This window comes from Pseudomonas sp. BO3-4 (assembly GCF_034044115.1).
Taxonomy (GTDB): Bacteria; Pseudomonadota; Gammaproteobacteria; order Pseudomonadales; family Pseudomonadaceae; genus Aquipseudomonas; species Aquipseudomonas alloputida.
Genome location: NZ_CP139018.1, coordinates 2,584,940 through 2,601,764 on the forward strand (window position 1 = coordinate 2,584,940; position 16,825 = coordinate 2,601,764).

Below are 16,825 nucleotides of genomic sequence, written 5' to 3' on the forward strand. Positions count from 1 at the left end.
CCTCCTAGCGCATCACGAACGGGTCGGGCATCGGCGCGGTGGACAAGTTGATCCACACGGTCTTCAGCTCGGTATAGGCCAGCACCGAATCGATGCCGCTCTCACGGCCGTAGCCGCTGTTCTTGAAACCACCTATCGGTGCCATGGCCGACACGGCACGGTAGGTGTTGACCCAGATGATCCCCGAACGCACGTCGCGGGCCAGGCGGTGGGCACGGCCCAGATCGCGCGTCCAGATGCCGGCAGCCAGGCCGAATTGCGAGTCGTTGGCTATGGCCAGTGCTTCTTCTTCGGTCTTGAAGCGGATCACCGCGGCGACCGGGCCGAACACTTCTTCCTGCATGATGGTCATCGCGTTGCTGTCGCACTCGAACAGGGTCGGCTCGTAGAACCAGCCGTCACCTTCAACGTCGGCACGCTTTCCGCCCATGTGCAGTTTTGCGCCTTCGGCCTTGGCTGCTGCCACCAGGCCTTCGACGACTGCCAGCTGTTGCGCGGTGGCCATCGGGCCCATTTCGCTGGCGTCGTCCTGCGGGTTGCCGATGCGGATGCGCTTGGCGCGGGCAATCAGGCGCTCGACGAACACGTCGAAGATTTCATCCTGCACCAGCAGGCGCGAACCGGCCACGCAGCTTTGCCCGGACGCGGCGTAGATGCCGGCCACGGCGCCATTGATGGCGCTGTCCAGGTCGGCGTCGGCGAAGATGATGTTCGGCGACTTGCCACCCAGTTCCAGCGACAGCTTGGCGAAGTTTTCGGCACTGCTGCGCACCACGTGGCGGGCGGTGGCGGCACCGCCGGTGAAGGCGATCTTGCGCACCAGCGGGTGGCGGGTCAGCGCCGCGCCGGTGCTGGGGCCGTAGCCGGTGACCACGTTGACCACACCGGCCGGGAAGCCGGCCTCAAGGGCCAGTCGGGCCAGCTCGAGGATGGTTGCCGAGGCGTGCTCGGACGGTTTGAGCACGATGGTGTTGCCGGCAGCCAAGGCCGGCGCCAGCTTGATCGCGGTGAGGTACAGCGGGCTGTTCCACGGGATGATCCCGGCAACCACGCCGATTGGCTCGTGCACGGTGTAGGCGAACAGGTCGGGTTTGTCCAACGGCAGGGTGCCGCCTTCGAGCTTGTCGGCCAGGCCCGCAGTGTAGTGGAAGAACTCCGGCAGATAGCCGACCTGACCGCGGGTTTCGCGGATCAGCTTGCCGTTGTCACGGCTTTCCAGCTGGGCCAGGTGCTCCTTGTTCTCGGCAATCAGGTCACCCAGACGACGCAACAGCTTGCCGCGCGCGGTGGCGGTAATGCTGCGCCACGCCTTGCTGTCGAAGGCACGCTGGGCGGCCTGAACGGCCAGCTCCACATCGGCTTCATCGGCGTCGGGCAGTTGCGCCCAGGCCTGGGCGGTGGCCGGGTTGAGGCTGTCGAAGGTCTTGCCGCTCTGGGCATCGCGCCATTGGCCGTCGATGCACATCTGGAAACGAACGAGGGTCATGCAACAATCCCCTTGGCGGATTCGGTGAGGGTGCGGGCTTGGGTGAGGAAGTCCAGCAGCATCTTGTTGACTTCACGCGGTGCTTCCACTGGCATCATATGCCGTTGCTCGGCGAGGACCACACTGCGTGCGCCAGGAATGCTGGCGGCGAGCTGGCGGGTCATGGCCGGGGTGGAGCCCGAGTCGAGTTCGCCGGTGGCGATCAGCGTCGGCACCTGGATACTGCCCAGGTCGTCGGCGCGGTACATGTCCTGAGTGGCGAACAGCGAATAAGTGGTGTGGTAACCCTGCGGGTCGTTGCTCGCCAGCACCTGGCGAATGGCGGCGACCTGCGCCGGGTTGGCAGCCTTGTATTCACGGCTGAACCAGCGGTCCAGGGCAGCATCGACGTTGGCGTCTGGGCCCAGCTCCGCCGCCTGGGCAGCGCGGGCGATCACCCCGGCACTTTGCTCGGGGGTGCGGTTGAACACGCTGTTGAGCACGACCAGTGCAGCCAGGCGCTGCGGGTAATTGAGGGCGAACGCACGGGCAACCAGGCCGCCCATGGAGAAGCCGATTACGGTGGCTTGTGCAATTTGCAGGTGGTCAAGCAGTTCGGCGAGCTGGTCGGCATAGCCTTCCAGCGGTGTGTCGGCGGCCGGTACGCGGCTTTGACCGTGGCCGAGCATGTCGTAGGCGATGACGCGGTAGTCGTTGGCCAGGCCAACGAACTGACCGCCCCACATTTCCTTGTTCAGGCCCACGCCGTGGATCAGCACCACGGGTTGGCCCTGGCCGACATCCAGATAGCTGGTGCCGGCAGGTGTGCGTTCAGCGACAGGCTGAATCATGGAGGGCGCTCCTTGAAGGTCGGGCGCGGCGGGTAAGCACGCCACGCCCCGGCCCGTCTTGGTTGTTGTTATTGAGCGTTGGCTTTTTCGGCAGCCAGTTCTTCCAGGTCGATGTAACGGTTGCCGATGCGCGGGTGCAGGCGGCCGCCATCGGCTGCGCCCAGGACCACGACGATTTCATCGGCACGCGGGGCATCTTCGATCTGCATTTCCAGGGTGATGTAGTGCGAACGCAGGCCTTCGTCGTCCTTCTGCATCATCGGGATCTGGATCGAAGTGCCTGGGCCGCCGCGCTTGTTGGTGAAGCTCAGGTAGCTCTTGGCCTGTACCGCCTCGCGGTAGTGGTTGCCGAAGCGCAGGGTATGGATGACGGCCGAGGCGTGCTCGATTTCGCCATCGGCGCCGACGACGGCGGCCTTACCGTAGGCCTCGATCTTGTCGGCGCCGCCAATGGCAGCAGTCAGGCGCTCGACCATCAGGGCACCCAGCTCCGAGCAGTTGGCGCGAATTTCCGGCTTCAGATCTTCAACGAAACCGCGACCGGCCCATGGGTTCTTGATCACGACGGCCAGGCCGACCATGGTCACCGGCTTGTCGGTGGCTTTGCCGCCTTCGATGCGGGTCTCTTCGGAGTAGGTGACGATCTTGCGGATTTCGAAACTCATGGATGGCTCCTGGTGAGGGTTATCAGCTCTTGTTGTCTGATGGTATACCATAATATTTGTTGTGCAAGAGGTGTCAGGAAATTTCTCTTGTCGGGGGACGAAAGGTGGCCTGATGCCTTGATTTCTCTGTTGTCTGTACTGGCCTCTTCGCGGGCTTGCCCGCTCCCACAAGGACTGCACAGGTTTCAAAAAAAAGCCCGCTCACGCAGGCCGAAGGGGCCCACGGGAGCGGGCGCGTCCCGCAATGATTCAGGCAATGGGAATTCAGGCGAACGCCGGCACCACTTCCTTGATGAACAGCTCGAGCGACTTCTTCTTCTCGGCGTGGGGCAAGCTGTTGTCGCACCAGAAGCTGAACTCGTCGACGCCCAGTTCCTGGTAGTACTTGATGCGCGCGATGATCTCTTCCGGCGTGCCGATCATGGTGTTCTTGCGGATGTTCTCCAGCTGGAACGCCGGCACTTCGGCGAATTTTGACTCCGGGCTCGGCTCCAGAAAGCCATTCACCGGGGTGGTCTTGTTGCCGAACCAGGCATCGAAGGTGCGGTAGAAGCGCGAGATCGCCTGGGCGCCGACCTTCCAGCCTTCCGGATCAGCCGGGCTGTGCACATGGGTGTGGCGCAGCACCATCAGTTGCGGGCGCGGCACGTCTGGGTTGTTGTCCAGGGCGGCCTGGAACTTGTTCTTCAGGTCCAGCACTTCTTCGTCCCCCTTCATCAGCGGGGTGACCATGACATTGCAACCATTGGCAACGGCGAAGTTGTGCGAGTCCGGGTCGCGGGCGGCGATCCACATGGGCGGCGTGGCGTTGAACGGCTTCGGTACGCTGGTGGAGGTCGGGAACTTGTAGATTTCACCGTCGTGGGCGTAGTCGCCTTCCCACAGCTTACGCACCACCGGTACCATCTCGCGCAGCGCCTTGCCGCCGTCGGTGGCCGGCATGCCACCTGCCATGCGGTCGAACTCGAACTGGTAGGCGCCGCGGGCCAGGCCCACTTCCATGCGGCCGTTGCTGATCACGTCGAGCAGGGCGCATTCGCCAGCGACGCGGATCGGGTTCCAGAACGGCGCGATGATGGTGCCAGCGCCCAGGCGGATCTTCTCGGTGCGCGCGGCCAGGTAGGCCAGCAGCGGCATCGGGCTTGGCGAAATGGTGTATTCCATGGCGTGGTGTTCGCCGATCCACACGGTGCTGAAACCGCCGTCTTCGGCCATCAGGGTCAGTTCGGTCAGGTCTTCGAACAGCTGGCGGTGGCTGACCTGTTCATCCCAACGTTCCATGTGTACGAACAACGAAAATTTCATGGGTTTTTCCTCAACGCTTGTTATTGCCCGTCAGTCAATCGGGCTTCAGTGTGGGAGCGGGCTGCGTCCAACTGCAGGCTTCAGGCAAAGGCCGGCAGGCTGGCCATCTTGCCGCGGCAGTACACCATCGGCCGTGGCGCTTCGGCAGGGACGATCAGGTTGTGTACCTTGCCCACCATGATGGCGTGGTCGCCACCTTCATATTCACGCCACAGTTCGCATTCGATGACGGCGGTGGCACCGGCCAGGATCGGGTTGCCCAGTTCGCTCAGGGTCCACTCGATGCCGCTGGCCTTGTCCTTGCCCTTCTTGGCGAACGCGTAGGCTTCAGCCTGCTGTTCACCGGACAGCAGGTGAATGGCAAAGCGCTTCTGCTTGATCAGTACCGGGTAGGAGTCGGAGGTGTAGTTGGGGCAGAACAGCACCAGCGGCGGGTCCATCGACAGGGAGGAGAAGGCGCTGGCGGTCAGGCCGACGACCGAGCCGTCGTCGTCCTGGGTGGTGATGACGGTAACGCCGGACGGGAAGGAGCCCAGAACGTTCTTGTAGACAGTTGCGTCGATCATCGGGAGTACCTCTGAAGGGCTGCGGTGGTCCGCGGTTTTTATCGTTGATGTGTCTGATGGTATACCGTAATACCTATTTTGCAAGCGGAATTTTCAACCCTGAGTTTTCGCGATGAACGGCCCAAAGCCACGAAAACCGTGGCCTTGAGCGGTGAGGCGGTTTGTCGCAGGGGTTTCGCAAGCGGATCAGTGGCCGTTTTTTCATGCGGATCAGTGTTGTCAAAAGTTTGGAATACCATAATATGGTCCGCAGCTGAGAGGCCGCCTTGATGCGGTTTCCTTACAAAGATAAAAACGACCTTTCGAGCTGAAAACCATGTCCCAACCGTCGTCGCAGCACCAGTTTGTCGAGAATCACACGGTCGATTACGTTCCACCTGCCGAGCGCCATGGGAAGGCGCGCGACCTGTTCACCCTCTGGTTCAGTACCAACATTGCGCCATTGCCTATCGTGACCGGCGCCATGGTGGTCCAGGTGTTCCACCTGAACCTGTTGTGGGGCCTGATCGCCATCGTGCTGGGCCATCTGGTCGGGGGCGTGGTCATCGCCCTGGCCTCTGCACAGGGGCCGCAGCTGGGCATTCCGCAAATGGTGCAGAGCCGTGGCCAGTTTGGCCGCTACGGTGCCTTGCTGATCGTGTTCTTCACCGCGCTGATCTATGTCGGCTTCTTCATTTCCAATATCGTCCTGGCGGGCAAGACCATTCACGGCATCGCGCCGAGCGTGCCGATGCCCGGCGCGATCGTGATCGGTGCCCTGAGTGCGACTGCCATTGGCGTGATCGGCTACCGCTTTATCCATATCCTCAACCGCATCGGTACCTGGGTGATGGGCTCGGCGTTGCTGGCCGGTTTCATCATGATGTTCGTCCAGGATCTGCCGGCTGACTTTTTCAGCCGTGGCGCGTTCAACCTGTCGGGCTTCATTGCCACCGTGTCGCTGGGTGTGATCTGGCAGATCAGCTTCTCGCCGTACACCTCTGACTACTCGCGCTACCTGCCCCGTGAAGTGGGCATTGCCAAGCCGTTCTGGGCCACTTACTTCGGCGCCACCCTGGGCACCATCCTGTGCTTCAGCTTTGGTACGGTGGCGGTGCTGTGCGTGCCGGAAGGCACCGACGCAATGGATGCGGTGAAGCAGGCCACCGGCTGGCTGGGCCCGATCCTGATGGTGCTGTTCCTGCTTAACATCATCAGCCACAACGCCCTCAACCTCTACGGCGCCGTGCTGTCGATCGTGACCGCGATCCAGACCTTCATGGCCGAGTGGACGCCGAGCATCAGGGTACGGGTGATCCTGGCCTCGATCATTCTGGTGGGCTGCGGGATGGTGGCACTGAATGCCTCGGCGGACTTCATCGGCCAGTTCATCGGCCTGATCCTGGCGCTGCTGCTGGTGCTGGTGCCGTGGGCTTCGATCAACCTGATCGACTTCTACCTGATCAAGAAGGGCCAGTACGACATCGCCTCGATCTTCAGTGCCGACGGCGGCATCTATGGCCGCTTCAACCACCACGCGATCATTGCCTATGCCTGCGGCATCCTGGTGCAGCTGCCGTTTGCCAATACTTCGCTGTATGTGGGGCCGTACTCGAACATTGTCGAAGGGGCTGACCTGTCGTGGCTGTTCGGCTTGCTGGTGACCGTGCCGCTTTACTACTGCCTGGCGACGCGCGGCAAGGCTGTCGAGAAGGCGGGGCGGGTGGTAAGCGTCAACGACTGATAGACCGCTGTTGCTGTAGCCGGGGCCGCAATGCGGCCCCGGCTGTTTTGGATCAAACCTTGAACTGCGCCACCATCCCGTTCAGGTCCACCGCCAACCGCGACAGATCCTGCGCCGCCGCACTGGTCTGGTTCGCGCCCGCCGACGTTTGCATCGCCAGGTCACGAATATTCACCAGGTTCCGGTCCACCTCGCGTGCGACCTGCGCCTGCTCCTCCGAGGCACTGGCAATCACCAGGTTGCGCTGGTTGATCGAAGCAATGGCCTCGGCAATCACCTCCAACGCCTGCCCTGCGCTTTGTGCCACTTCCAGCGTACCCGTGGCGCGACCCTGGCTGCTGTGCATTGCTGTCACTGCCCGCTCGGTGCCGTTCTGAATCCCGGCAATCATCTGCTCGATCTCTGCCGTCGATTGCTGGGTACGGTGGGCGAGGGCGCGTACCTCGTCAGCCACCACGGCAAACCCACGTCCTGCCTCTCCGGCCCGTGCCGCCTCGATGGCGGCGTTCAGTGCCAGCAGGTTGGTCTGCCCGGCAATTGCACCAATCACGTCCAGCACCCGGCTGATCTCGTTGGCGTTGCTGGCCAGCTGCTCGATCTCAACCGATGTGCCGGTCACATCCGCTACCAGATGCTGGATGGATGCCAACGCCTGGTTGACCTGGTCGCGGCCATCGCGGGTTGTCTGGTCAGCGCCTTTGGAAGCATCAGCAGTGCTGACCGCGTTGTTCGCCACTTCCTCGACTGCCGCAGTCATCTGGTTCACCGCCGTGGCGGCCTGGTCGATTTCTGCACTCTGCTGATGCAGGCCGCGGCTGGTGTCTTCAGTGACGGTGTGCAGTTCTTCCGAGGCCGAGGCCAGTTGGTCGGAAGACGCGGCGATCTGGCGAATGGTATCGCGCAGGCTGCCCTGCATCCGGCTCAGGGCGCGCAATAGCATGGCCGGCTCATCGCGGCCGGTTACCCGTATCTCCCGGGTCAGGTCGCCGGTCGCCACGCGCTCGGCCACAGCCAGCGCATCGGCCAGCGGCACGACGATACTGCGGGTGAGCACGGTAGCGATGGTGGCAAGGGCCAGCATGATCACCACCAGTGAGGCAACCAGCGCGGTGAACGCTTCGTCCGCTACGTCGCTGCTGCGCTGCGAGGCTTGTTCGGCACCTGTGCCGTTATAGGCGATCAACGCTGCCATGGCCTGCATCATGCTGTCGGCGCGCTGAGTCAGCGGGCCGCTGATCTGCTGCTTGGCATCGTCCATGTGCCCAGCTTGAATGCCTTGCAGCACACGGGTCTGTAATTCGAAATAGTGCTGATAAGCAGCGCTGAAGGCATTGAACAGGGCGCGGTCATCGGCAGCGATGATCGTGTCGGCATAATCCTTCAGCGCATTATTCAGCTCGGTATTGATGCCGTTGAGCATCTGCAGGTTGCGCTCGCGGTCACTGGGGTTGTCGTCCAGGGCGGCACGCAAGGTGACGGCGCGGGCACGCCCGAGGTTGGAGCTGATGTCACCGAGGGCTATTACGGCCGGCATCCAGGTCACCCGGATTTCATCCGTGGCCTTGTCCATCTGCCGGGTTTCGTAAAGTGCGATCAAGCCCATGAACAGGACCAGGATGCCCAACAGGGCGAACACGCTTGCAGCGCGAATGCCGATCTTCAAATTCCGTAACTGCATGGAATGCTCCTTGACGGTGGCGTGCAGGCCTCAGGAGCTTGGGTGGATGGCCGGGTCACCGGTATGGCGCCAGGCTCTTGATGCGCTGCGGAGTTGTTTGTGTGTCTCACCCTCGTGACTTTTTTGATTTCAATGATGCCATATGGCCATCATTATTGAACAGCCATTCAATGTAACGGCCAAAACTGACAAAAGCGCCAATTGTTGACGGTTTTGTCAGAAAAATGCCGTTAAACGATGGCGATCATTGGGTCCGCCGCAGCCAGCGCCAAGGCGCGGTCAGCCGCTGGCGGATAAATCCATACCGAGTTGATCTGGCGCTTGAGGGCCTTGCCTTCCTGGCCGTGCAGCTTCAGTTCGCGCTCCCAGCCTTCGCTGAAAGCGGCGCCCCAGTCTCCCAGGTCCAGGCAGGTGACGTATTTGGGCTGGCGATACAGCACCGGCTGCAGGCCGAGCAGGTCGGCGGCGGCGTTGTTGCCGGCGTGGCGGCCCATGGGGATGGCGTGCTGGCACGTCATCAGGGCATGGTTGCCCAGGTCATCCACCGCAGCCCAGGCGGTGTCGCCGGTGGCGTAAACGTGCTCCTGGCCCAGCACTTTCAAATGGCCATCCACTTTCAGCCGGCCGAAGGTATCGCGCTCGCCGGCAACGTGCGCCGTCAACGGGCTGGCCTTGACGCCAACGGTCCAGATTACCGTGTTGCTGGCGATGTGCTCGCCGTTGTCCAGGGTGACTCCCGCAGCATCGACAGCCACCACGGAAGCGCCGGCCAGCCATTCGACCCCGGCCTGTTCACACGCGGCAACAATCGACGGTGTGATCCCTTCACCCAATGCCGCCCCCACTTGCGCACCACGGTCGACCACCACTACCCGCAATGCCGCGTCGGCCCCGAAGATCGAGCGCAGGCGAGTAGGCATTTCGGTTGCGGTCTCGATGCCGGTGAAGCCGCCGCCGCACACCACCACGGTATTGCGAGTTGGCGAAGCGGGCAGGGCGGCCAGATCGACCAGATGCTGCTCCAGGCGCATGGCCGATTCCATCTGGTCGACATCGAACGCATGCTCCGCCAGGCCTGGTACTGCCGGGCGGGCAACCTGGCTGCCTGCGGCCAGGATCAGGCGGTCGTAGGCGATGCGCTGTGGCTGGCCGTGGGTATCGGTATAGCTGACGCTGCGACCTTCGGTGTCGATGCTGTCGGCGTTGCCCGGGAAGAAGTGAATGCCCACAGCCTCGAACAGATCACCCAGAGGCGCCTTCATGCCATGCACGTCGGCCTCGTAAAAGCGCGGACGAATGCGCAGTTCCGGCTGTGGCGCCAGCACGCTGATGCTGAGGTCGGCACGTTGCGCCTGGTCGAGTAGGCGGGCAGCGCTCAGGGCGCTCCAGACACCGGCAAAGCCGGCACCGATGATCAGGATGTTGGATTTCATGAAGGTGCTCCGCAAGGTTCGAAGAGGGCATCGGGGGCCAGCTGTATGGCCTTCGAGTAACTACGACTATATCGGTCGTAGTTGCCTTCGGCAAGGGCTTTTCCCTTTGCAGTGGAGCTACCTTTTGACACCTTGTTTTGTCAGTGCCGGGGTATCGGCGTAACATGTACGACAAAATCGGTCGGAGATTTGAATGTCGCTTTACAGTGCTGGCGTGGAATACGGTATCCATTGCCTGTTGTTTTTAGTCGACGAGCGCGGTGAAACTCGTGATTCCAGCGTGCGCGACCTGGCCGAGTTGCAAGGCGTGCCGCAGGAATACCTGGCCAAGGTCTTCACCAAGCTGGCCCGTGCCGGGCTGGTGGCGGCCACCGAAGGCGTGCGCGGCGGCTTCCGCCTGGCGCGGCCGGCGGCGCAGATCAGCGTGCTGGATATCGTCCATGCCATTGATGGACCGAAGAAGATCTTCGATTGCCGCGAGGTGCGCGAGCGTTGCACCTTGTTCGACGGCTCGCCGCCGCGTTGGGCGACCGAGGGTACCTGTGCGATCCACGCAGTGATGCTGGGGGCGCAGAAGCGCATGGAAGAGTCATTGGCACAGCAGACTGTGCTGGACCTGGCCATGCGCTTCGGGCGCAAGGCCCCGGCTGAATTTGGCCAGCAGGTCGATGCCTGGATGGGTGAGCGGCGGGAGGCCAAGGGGGCTGGGGATATTCCGGTAGACCAGGTGTGAAGGGCTTGCCCGAACCGGCCTTTGCGCGAGCAGGGAAGTACGCCGATCAGCGCCCTTCGTGTTGGCGCCGATAGGCCCCAGGCTGCACCCCCATGGCCTTGGCAAATGCCCGGGTAAACGCCGCCACCGACTGATACCCCACCTGCGCACCCACTTGCTCCACGGTATTACCCGCCCGCAGCAACTGGCTGGCATGGCGCATGCGCAGTGCCAGCAGCACCTGCCCTGGCGATTGCCCCGCCAGTTCGTTGAAGCGCTTGAAAAACGCAGACCGCGATAAGCCGGTGCAGGCGGCCATGCTCTCCAGCGTCCAGGCTTGCCCCGGTTGTTCGATCAACTGCTCCAGCAGCCCGGTAAACGCTGGCTGGCGAGCGAGGGCGACAAGCCCGCCCAGTGACTGCCCGGCAATGACCTGCTGGCGCAGCACGTACAGGAACAACAGGTGCGTCAGGCGCTCCAGCAACGCCTGCGACGGGCCGGCGGCCCGCCGGCATTCTTCCAGAATGAGCTCGAACAGCGCCCGCGCCGCACTGCCGGCGGGGTCTTCGGCGCGCAGCAGGATCCAGTCGGCCAGGCCTTCGACAATCAGTGAAGACAGGCCGGACTGGAAATGGAAGAAGCCGCAAACCAGCCCGACGCCGTCGCTGGCTTCGCTATCCAGCGACTGCATGGCCTGGCGCGGTTGGGCACAGGCGTCGACCGGGTCCTGATCGCTGGACAAGCGATAGGCAAGGTCGCGCAACAGGAATACGGCATCTCCCTTCTCCAGGCGCACCGGTTGCGGCTGGCCGTCAATGTGCAGCCAGCAATGCCCTTGCACCACCAGGTGAAAGCTGGCGCGGCCCATGCCCTGGGTGCTGGCATGCCAGCCACCGCAATAGCGCCCGACATGAAACAGGCTGGCATCGAGCTCCAGGCCCTCTAATAACCAATCGACAAGGTGGCTGGACGAAATCATCTAATACAAAGACTCAGGAACAAGGAAAGGCGACTGATGAATATGGAGGGTAGTTCTTATAACCAACAGACTGTAGTGACACTCATCAAAGGAGATCACTGCATGTCCTCGCGCATTACTTTACACACGCTGCAGAGCGCCCCGGAAGCGGCACGGCCGTTTCTTGAGAATGCCCAGAAGAATTCCGGCTTCATCCCCAACCTGCTCGGCGTGCTGGCCAACGCCCCGGCGGCGCTTGAAACCTACGTGACCGTTTCGGCACTCAATGGCAAGTCTGAGCTTGGCCTGGCCGAGCGTGAAGTGGTGCAACTGATCGCGGCCACCCAGCATGGCTGCGACTTTTGCGTGGCCGGCCATACGGCCGTCGCGCTGAACAAGGCCAAGCTGCCGCAGGAGGTGGTCGATGCTCTGCGTGCCCGTGGCGAACTCCCGAACGCCCGCTACGAAACCCTGGCCGCCTTTGCCCGCGAAGTGATCGCCACCCGTGGCAATGTCAGCGAAGCCACCTACCAGGCCTTCCGTGAGGCCGGCTTCAGTGAAGGCAACGCCTTGGAGGTGATTCTGGGCGTAAGCCTCGCAACCCTGTGCAACTTTGCTAATGTTTTCGCCCAGACGCCACTCAACGAAGAGCTTGGCAAATACCGCTGGCAGCCTTCTGCGTAGCCCACCTGTGATAATGGCCATTACCAGGCCGTTGTAGGAGCGGCCTTGTGCCGTGAACGGGCCGCAGAGCGGCCCCGGCGTTATCAAAGGAGCAAGACCATGCAAGATTGTGCATTTCGACACTGGCTGGATGCCAATGCCGAGGCCATCGACCGGGGCCTGTGCGAGCCGCAGCAGGTACTGGCGCAGATCGCAGAATCGCAGCTGCTGCGCACGGGGGTCGACCCAGCGCTGGGCGGTACGGGCGGGCAGGTGACCGACGCGGTCGAGGCCATCGCCGCCATTGCCAGCCGCTCATTGGCTGCGGCTTTCGTCTGCTGGGGCCAGCGTGCCTTCATCGAATACCTGCTGCACAGCCCCAACCTGCCCCTGCGTGAGCGCCTGCTGCCGCGGCTGTTGACCGGTGAATTGGCCGGTGCCACCGGGCTGTCCAACGCCATGAAGTTCCTGTCCGGTATCGAAGCGCTGCAGGTGCGTGGCCGCCCGGCAGCCGATGGCTGGCACCTGGAAGGGCGACTGCATTGGGTGACCAACTTGCGTAAAAGCGGCTTCGTGGTGGCGGCGGCCATCGAGGATGAAGCCGGCGGCGCGCCGTTTGTGCTGGCCATTCCTTCCGACGCTCAAGGCCTGGAGCGTTCTGATGATCTACAACTGATGGGCCTGCAGTCGAGCAACACGGCAGCACTGGCTTTTCACCAGGTATCGCTGGCACGCGACTGGCTGCTGCATGAAAATGCACGCGAATTCCTGCCACGGGTACGCCCGGCATTCCTGGCGCTGCAATGTGGCATGGCCATCGGCCTGGCGCGACGGGCGCTGGAAGAGGTTCACGCGCACCTGCATGGCCGAGCGTCGTTCCTCGACGAAGCCTGTCAGGTGCTTAGCGAACGCCTGGAAAACACCGTCAGCGAACTCAAGCAGGGCTTGCTCGACGGTCGCTTCCAGCAGCAGCCGGCGGCCTTGTTCAAGCTGCGCATCATCCTGGCTGAAAGTGCTGCCGACGCAGTACAACTGGAATTGCAGGCCAGTGGCGGCAAGGCTTACCTCAGCGAATACGGCGAAGGGTTTGCCCGCCGCTGGCGGGAGTCGGCCTTCGTGCCGATCGTCACGCCCAGCCTGGTGCAATTGCGCACCGAACTGCAGCGCCAGGCGGGCGTTGCATGAGCGCAGTGTTGCTGGAGGCCCGTGACATCCGCCTGGGCTACCCGCGTGAGGGGGGGTGGCAGCAGGTGCTGGCGCAGTTCGACCTGCAGCTGGCGCCAGGTGAAGTCGTGAGCATTCTTGGCCCCAGTGGTGTGGGCAAGTCAAGCCTGCTGCGGGTGCTGGCAGGCCTGCAGCAGCCTGGCGGCGGTAGCGTGAGCTTGCACGGCCAGCCGCTGCAGGGGCCGCACCCGCGTCTGGCGGTGGCCTTTCAGGACCCCAGCCTGCTGCCATGGCTGAGCCTGGAGAAAAACGTCGCCTTCGGCCTGGACTTCGCCCGTCAGCCCAAGCTGGCGGATGCCGAACGCCGTGCACGCATCGACCATGCGATTGCGGCTGTGGGCCTGGCCCACGCGCGTGGCCAGTACCCGGCGCAGTTGTCTGGCGGCATGGCCCAGCGCACCGCGCTGGCCCGCTGCCTGGCACGCCAGCCCGAAGTCTTGCTGCTGGATGAACCCTTCGGTGCGTTGGATGAGGTGACCCGCGCCGACATGCAGCAGCTGCTGCTGCAACTGATCGCCACGCACAAGACCGCGGCCGTGCTGATCACTCACGATATCGACGAAGCCCTGCTGCTGTCAGACCGGGTTCTGCTACTGGGCAACCACCCAGCGCACATCCTCGGCCAGTGGCACATCGACCTGCCGCAACCAAGGACGCAGCGGGTCGAAGAACTGGGCGCCTTGCGTATCGAAATCCTCAAAACCCTTCGGCGGGCAAGCCGCACAGTCGAACCTACCCCAACCTCGTTGCCCTCGGAGGCTGTCCATGTGCATGGATGACTGCTGTTCCTCTTCTTCGCGTCGTGACTTTCTCAAGCTCGGCGCCATGCTCACTGCTGCCGGTGCATTGCCGTTGCTGTCGAGCTTGCAGGCGCGTGCCGCTGCCGAGCCGGACGCGCCGGTGCGTATCGGCTACCTGCCGATCACCGATGCCACGCCGCTGCTGGTGGCACATAACAACGGCCTGTTCGAGGCCGAAGGCATCCAGGCCGAGCGCCCGGTGCTGCTGCGCAGCTGGGCGCAGGTGATCGAGGCATTCATTTCCGGCCAGGTCAATGTCATCCACCTGCTTTCGCCGATGACAGTATGGGCGCGCTATGGCAGCAAGGTGCCAGCCAAGGTGGTGGCCTGGAACCACGTGGGCGGTTCGGGCCTGACTGTAGCGCCGGATATATCCGACGTGAAACAGCTTGGTGGCAAGACAGTGGCCATTCCGTTCTGGTACTCGATCCACAATGTGGTACTGCAACAGTTGCTCAACGACAACGGCCTGACGCCCGTGTCGAAGCCCGCCAATGCGCAACTGGCCGCCAACGAAGTCAACCTGCTGGTGCTGCCACCGTCCGACATGCCACCCGCTCTGGCCAGCAAGCGTATTGCCGGCTACATCGTTGCCGAGCCGTTCAACGCGCTGGCCGAGAACCTCAAGGTAGGCCGCGTGCAGCGCTTTACCGGCGATGTATGGCGCAACCATGCGTGCTGCGTGGTGTTCATGCACGAGCATGACCTGAATAACCGCCCGGCGTGGTCGCAGAAAGTGGTCAACGCCATCGTCAAGGCCCAGCAATGGACCCGTGACCATCGCACCGAAGCCGCCGCACTGCTGTCCCGGGCGGGCCCCAACAAGTACACCCCGCACGAGCCTGCGGTACTGACCAAGGTCCTGGCGCCCGCCGCCGAAGACCGTGCTGGCTACATTGCCAGTGGTGCCATTCGCCATCAGCAGTGGGACGAAAAGCGCATCGACTTCCAGCCATACCCGTTCCCGAGTTACACCGAAGAGCTGGTCAAGCGCCTGAAAACCACCCTGATCGAAGGCGACAATGCGTTCCTTGCCGGGCTGGATCCGGCGTATGCCGCCCGCGACCTGGTCGACGATCGCTTCGTGCGTAATGCCATCGCGACAGTGGGTGGCCCGTCTGTGTTCGGCATTGCCGACAACTTCGAGCGTAGCGAGGAGTTTGCGGTCTGATGCGCACCCATGTCGTACATGCCGGCCTTGGGCTGGTCGGGTTGCTGGCCTTGTTGCTGTTATGGTGGGCCGGTGTAGCACTGTTCGGCCAGGCCGACGGCCTGTCGGCGCGCTTTTCGCCGGCGGCAACCCTGGCCAGCCTGGTCGAGCTGCTGGGGCAGGGCGAGGTCTATGGGCATATCTGGGTCAGCCTCAAGCGCATCCTGATTGGGCTGCTGCTGGCGCTGCTGATGGGTGTGCCGCTGGGCTTGCTGGTAGGCAGCTACCGGCACCTGGAGGCGGCGACCACGCCAGCATTCCAGTTTCTGCGAATGATATCGCCATTGTCGTGGATGCCTGTGGTGGTGATGCTGATGGGCGTGGGTGACCAGCCGATCTACTTCCTGCTGGCGTTTGCCGCGTTGTGGCCGATCTTGCTGAATACGGCGGCAGGGGTGCGTCAACTGGACCCGCGCTGGCTGCAACTTAGCCGCAGCTTGAGTGCAACGCGCTGGGAAACCTTGTGCAAGGTGATTGTGCCGGGGGTGATCGGTCACGTGCTGACGGGCGTGCGCCTGGCCATCGGTATTCTGTGGATTGTGCTGGTGCCGTGCGAAATGCTTGGGGTGAGTGCGGGGCTTGGGTATTTCATTCTTGATACCCGCGACCGGCTGGCTTATTCCGAACTGATGGCGATGGTGCTGCTGATTGGCGTGCTGGGGTTTGTGCTGGATGCCCTGGCGCGTGGGCTGCATCGGCGCTGGGGGCATGGCTGAAAGGCCAATGGGGCTTCTTCGCGGGCTCGCCCGCTCCCACAGGTACATCACCGGCCTTGGGCCTTACGGTATTCCTGTGGGCGCGGGCAAGCCCGCGAACAGGCCATCGGATCAATGCACGGTCTTGCGCTGGCGCACACATTCCTGGGCCTGAGCGGTCAGCTCATCCAGCCGCTCATCGCGCATCTGCTCCGCTTCGATCATTGCATCCTCACCCTGCTGGTTAAGCAGATAGGTGTGAATCTGCAGCACTTCAGCCGTCTGATAAATCGGCGCAATGTCCAGGCGCCCGATCAGCGCACCACTGGGCTGGCCGGTACTGCTCATCAGCACCTGCGGTCCATTGGCGGCCACCACTTGCATGCCCATCGCCTCGAACCACGGCACCTGGTTGGCAAAGGCGTTCAGCTCCACGCAGGCATGGCGCGACCGCAGGTCGCCCAGCAGAGCACGGGCGATGCCCTGGCGGCGATGGCTGGCGCACACGGCCAGAAAGGCCAATGAACAGGCCCGCCCATCGTCCTGGGCTGGCAGCGACAGCGCAAAGCCCAGCAACTGGTCCGGTGCTTCGGCATCCAGCGCCAAGGTAAGTGCCACCGCCAGACCGCGGGCGCCGTCCAGCGCTTGCAGGTACTGGTGGACTTCCATGCCGACGCCGTACTGGTACAGCGGGTACAGCGGGTTGTCGACAGCGATGGCGACACTGCTCAATTCGCCGACATTGTGAATGACCAGCTCGCGGATCTGGTTCTGGAAAGATTCGGGTGGCACGCTGTCGAGGCGGCTCAGGATGAACATCTGGGGGCTCCGGCGGATGAGAATACGACCCGCGCTGTGTTGGCGCGGGTGTACAGTC

Annotated in this window: 16 protein-coding genes; 7 read left to right on the forward strand and 9 right to left on the reverse strand. The window is 63.0% G+C overall.

Annotation, left to right across the window (positions count from 1 at the left end):
- Positions 1-4: 4 nt before the first annotated feature.
- From REH59_RS12010 to REH59_RS12030, 5 genes are all read right to left on the reverse strand, one after another.
- Positions 5-1,486: an aldehyde dehydrogenase gene (locus tag REH59_RS12010; protein WP_003256071.1), complete on the reverse strand. Its 1,482-nt coding sequence runs from the start codon at positions 1,484-1,486 to the stop codon at positions 5-7.
- Positions 1,483-2,316, reverse strand: a complete 834-nt coding sequence (locus REH59_RS12015; protein ID WP_003256070.1) for an alpha/beta fold hydrolase — start codon at positions 2,314-2,316, stop codon at positions 1,483-1,485. The genes REH59_RS12010 and REH59_RS12015 overlap by 4 nt, the downstream gene beginning before the upstream one ends.
- Before the next feature lie 68 nt (positions 2,317-2,384).
- A complete protein-coding gene (locus tag REH59_RS12020; RefSeq protein ID WP_003256068.1) occupies positions 2,385-2,981 on the reverse strand; it encodes an amino acid synthesis family protein in 597 nt (198 codons plus the stop codon).
- A gap of 264 nt (positions 2,982-3,245) precedes the next feature.
- On the reverse strand, positions 3,246-4,286 hold the full coding sequence (locus REH59_RS12025; RefSeq protein WP_003256063.1) for an LLM class flavin-dependent oxidoreductase: 1,041 nt from the start codon (positions 4,284-4,286) through the stop codon (positions 3,246-3,248).
- An 80-nt stretch (positions 4,287-4,366) separates the two neighbouring features.
- On the reverse strand, positions 4,367-4,852 hold the full coding sequence (locus REH59_RS12030) for a flavin reductase family protein (protein WP_003256061.1): 486 nt from the start codon (positions 4,850-4,852) through the stop codon (positions 4,367-4,369).
- A 316-nt stretch (positions 4,853-5,168) separates the two neighbouring features.
- On the opposite strand from REH59_RS12030, the gene REH59_RS12035 reads away from it, so the two are divergent.
- Entirely contained in the window at positions 5,169-6,575 is a 1,407-nt protein-coding gene (locus REH59_RS12035; RefSeq protein ID WP_003256059.1) for a purine-cytosine permease family protein, read from the forward strand.
- A 52-nt stretch (positions 6,576-6,627) separates the two neighbouring features.
- On the opposite strand, the gene REH59_RS12040 is transcribed toward REH59_RS12035, so the two are convergent.
- Entirely contained in the window at positions 6,628-8,253 is a 1,626-nt protein-coding gene (locus REH59_RS12040; protein ID WP_014860038.1) for a methyl-accepting chemotaxis protein, read from the reverse strand.
- 230 nt (positions 8,254-8,483) lie between these two features.
- Positions 8,484-9,686: an NAD(P)/FAD-dependent oxidoreductase gene (locus REH59_RS12045; RefSeq protein WP_003256056.1), complete on the reverse strand. Its 1,203-nt coding sequence runs from the start codon at positions 9,684-9,686 to the stop codon at positions 8,484-8,486.
- A 193-nt stretch (positions 9,687-9,879) separates the two neighbouring features.
- Between REH59_RS12045 and REH59_RS12050 the strand changes: the two genes are divergently transcribed.
- A complete protein-coding gene (locus REH59_RS12050; RefSeq protein WP_011805352.1) occupies positions 9,880-10,419 on the forward strand; it encodes an RrF2 family transcriptional regulator in 540 nt (179 codons plus the stop codon).
- Between the two features lie 46 nt (positions 10,420-10,465).
- On the opposite strand, the gene REH59_RS12055 is transcribed toward REH59_RS12050, so the two are convergent.
- Positions 10,466-11,377 carry an AraC family transcriptional regulator gene (locus REH59_RS12055; protein WP_004577487.1) on the reverse strand — a complete coding sequence of 304 codons (912 nt, stop codon included), beginning with the start codon at positions 11,375-11,377 and terminating at the stop codon, positions 10,466-10,468.
- A 102-nt stretch (positions 11,378-11,479) separates the two neighbouring features.
- Between REH59_RS12055 and REH59_RS12060 the strand changes: the two genes are divergently transcribed.
- The 5 genes from REH59_RS12060 (at position 11,480) to REH59_RS12080 (ending at position 15,969) form a co-directional block, all read left to right on the forward strand.
- On the forward strand, positions 11,480-12,040 hold the full coding sequence (locus tag REH59_RS12060) for a carboxymuconolactone decarboxylase family protein (protein ID WP_003256052.1): 561 nt from the start codon (positions 11,480-11,482) through the stop codon (positions 12,038-12,040).
- A gap of 99 nt (positions 12,041-12,139) precedes the next feature.
- A complete protein-coding gene (locus tag REH59_RS12065; protein ID WP_014860039.1) occupies positions 12,140-13,204 on the forward strand; it encodes an acyl-CoA dehydrogenase family protein in 1,065 nt (354 codons plus the stop codon).
- A complete protein-coding gene (locus REH59_RS12070) occupies positions 13,201-14,022 on the forward strand; it encodes an ABC transporter ATP-binding protein (RefSeq protein WP_014590651.1) in 822 nt (273 codons plus the stop codon). Before REH59_RS12065 ends, REH59_RS12070 begins: the two co-directional genes overlap by 4 nt.
- Positions 14,009-15,214, forward strand: a complete 1,206-nt coding sequence (locus REH59_RS12075; RefSeq protein ID WP_014860040.1) for an ABC transporter substrate-binding protein — start codon at positions 14,009-14,011, stop codon at positions 15,212-15,214. Before REH59_RS12070 ends, REH59_RS12075 begins: the two co-directional genes overlap by 14 nt.
- Entirely contained in the window at positions 15,214-15,969 is a 756-nt protein-coding gene (locus tag REH59_RS12080) for an ABC transporter permease (protein ID WP_014860041.1), read from the forward strand. Before REH59_RS12075 ends, REH59_RS12080 begins: the two co-directional genes overlap by 1 nt.
- A 111-nt stretch (positions 15,970-16,080) precedes the next feature.
- Here the strand turns inward: REH59_RS12080 and REH59_RS12085 are convergent, their stop codons facing one another.
- Entirely contained in the window at positions 16,081-16,767 is a 687-nt protein-coding gene (locus REH59_RS12085) for a GNAT family N-acetyltransferase (protein ID WP_014860042.1), read from the reverse strand.
- Between the last annotated feature and the right edge of the window lie 58 nt (positions 16,768-16,825).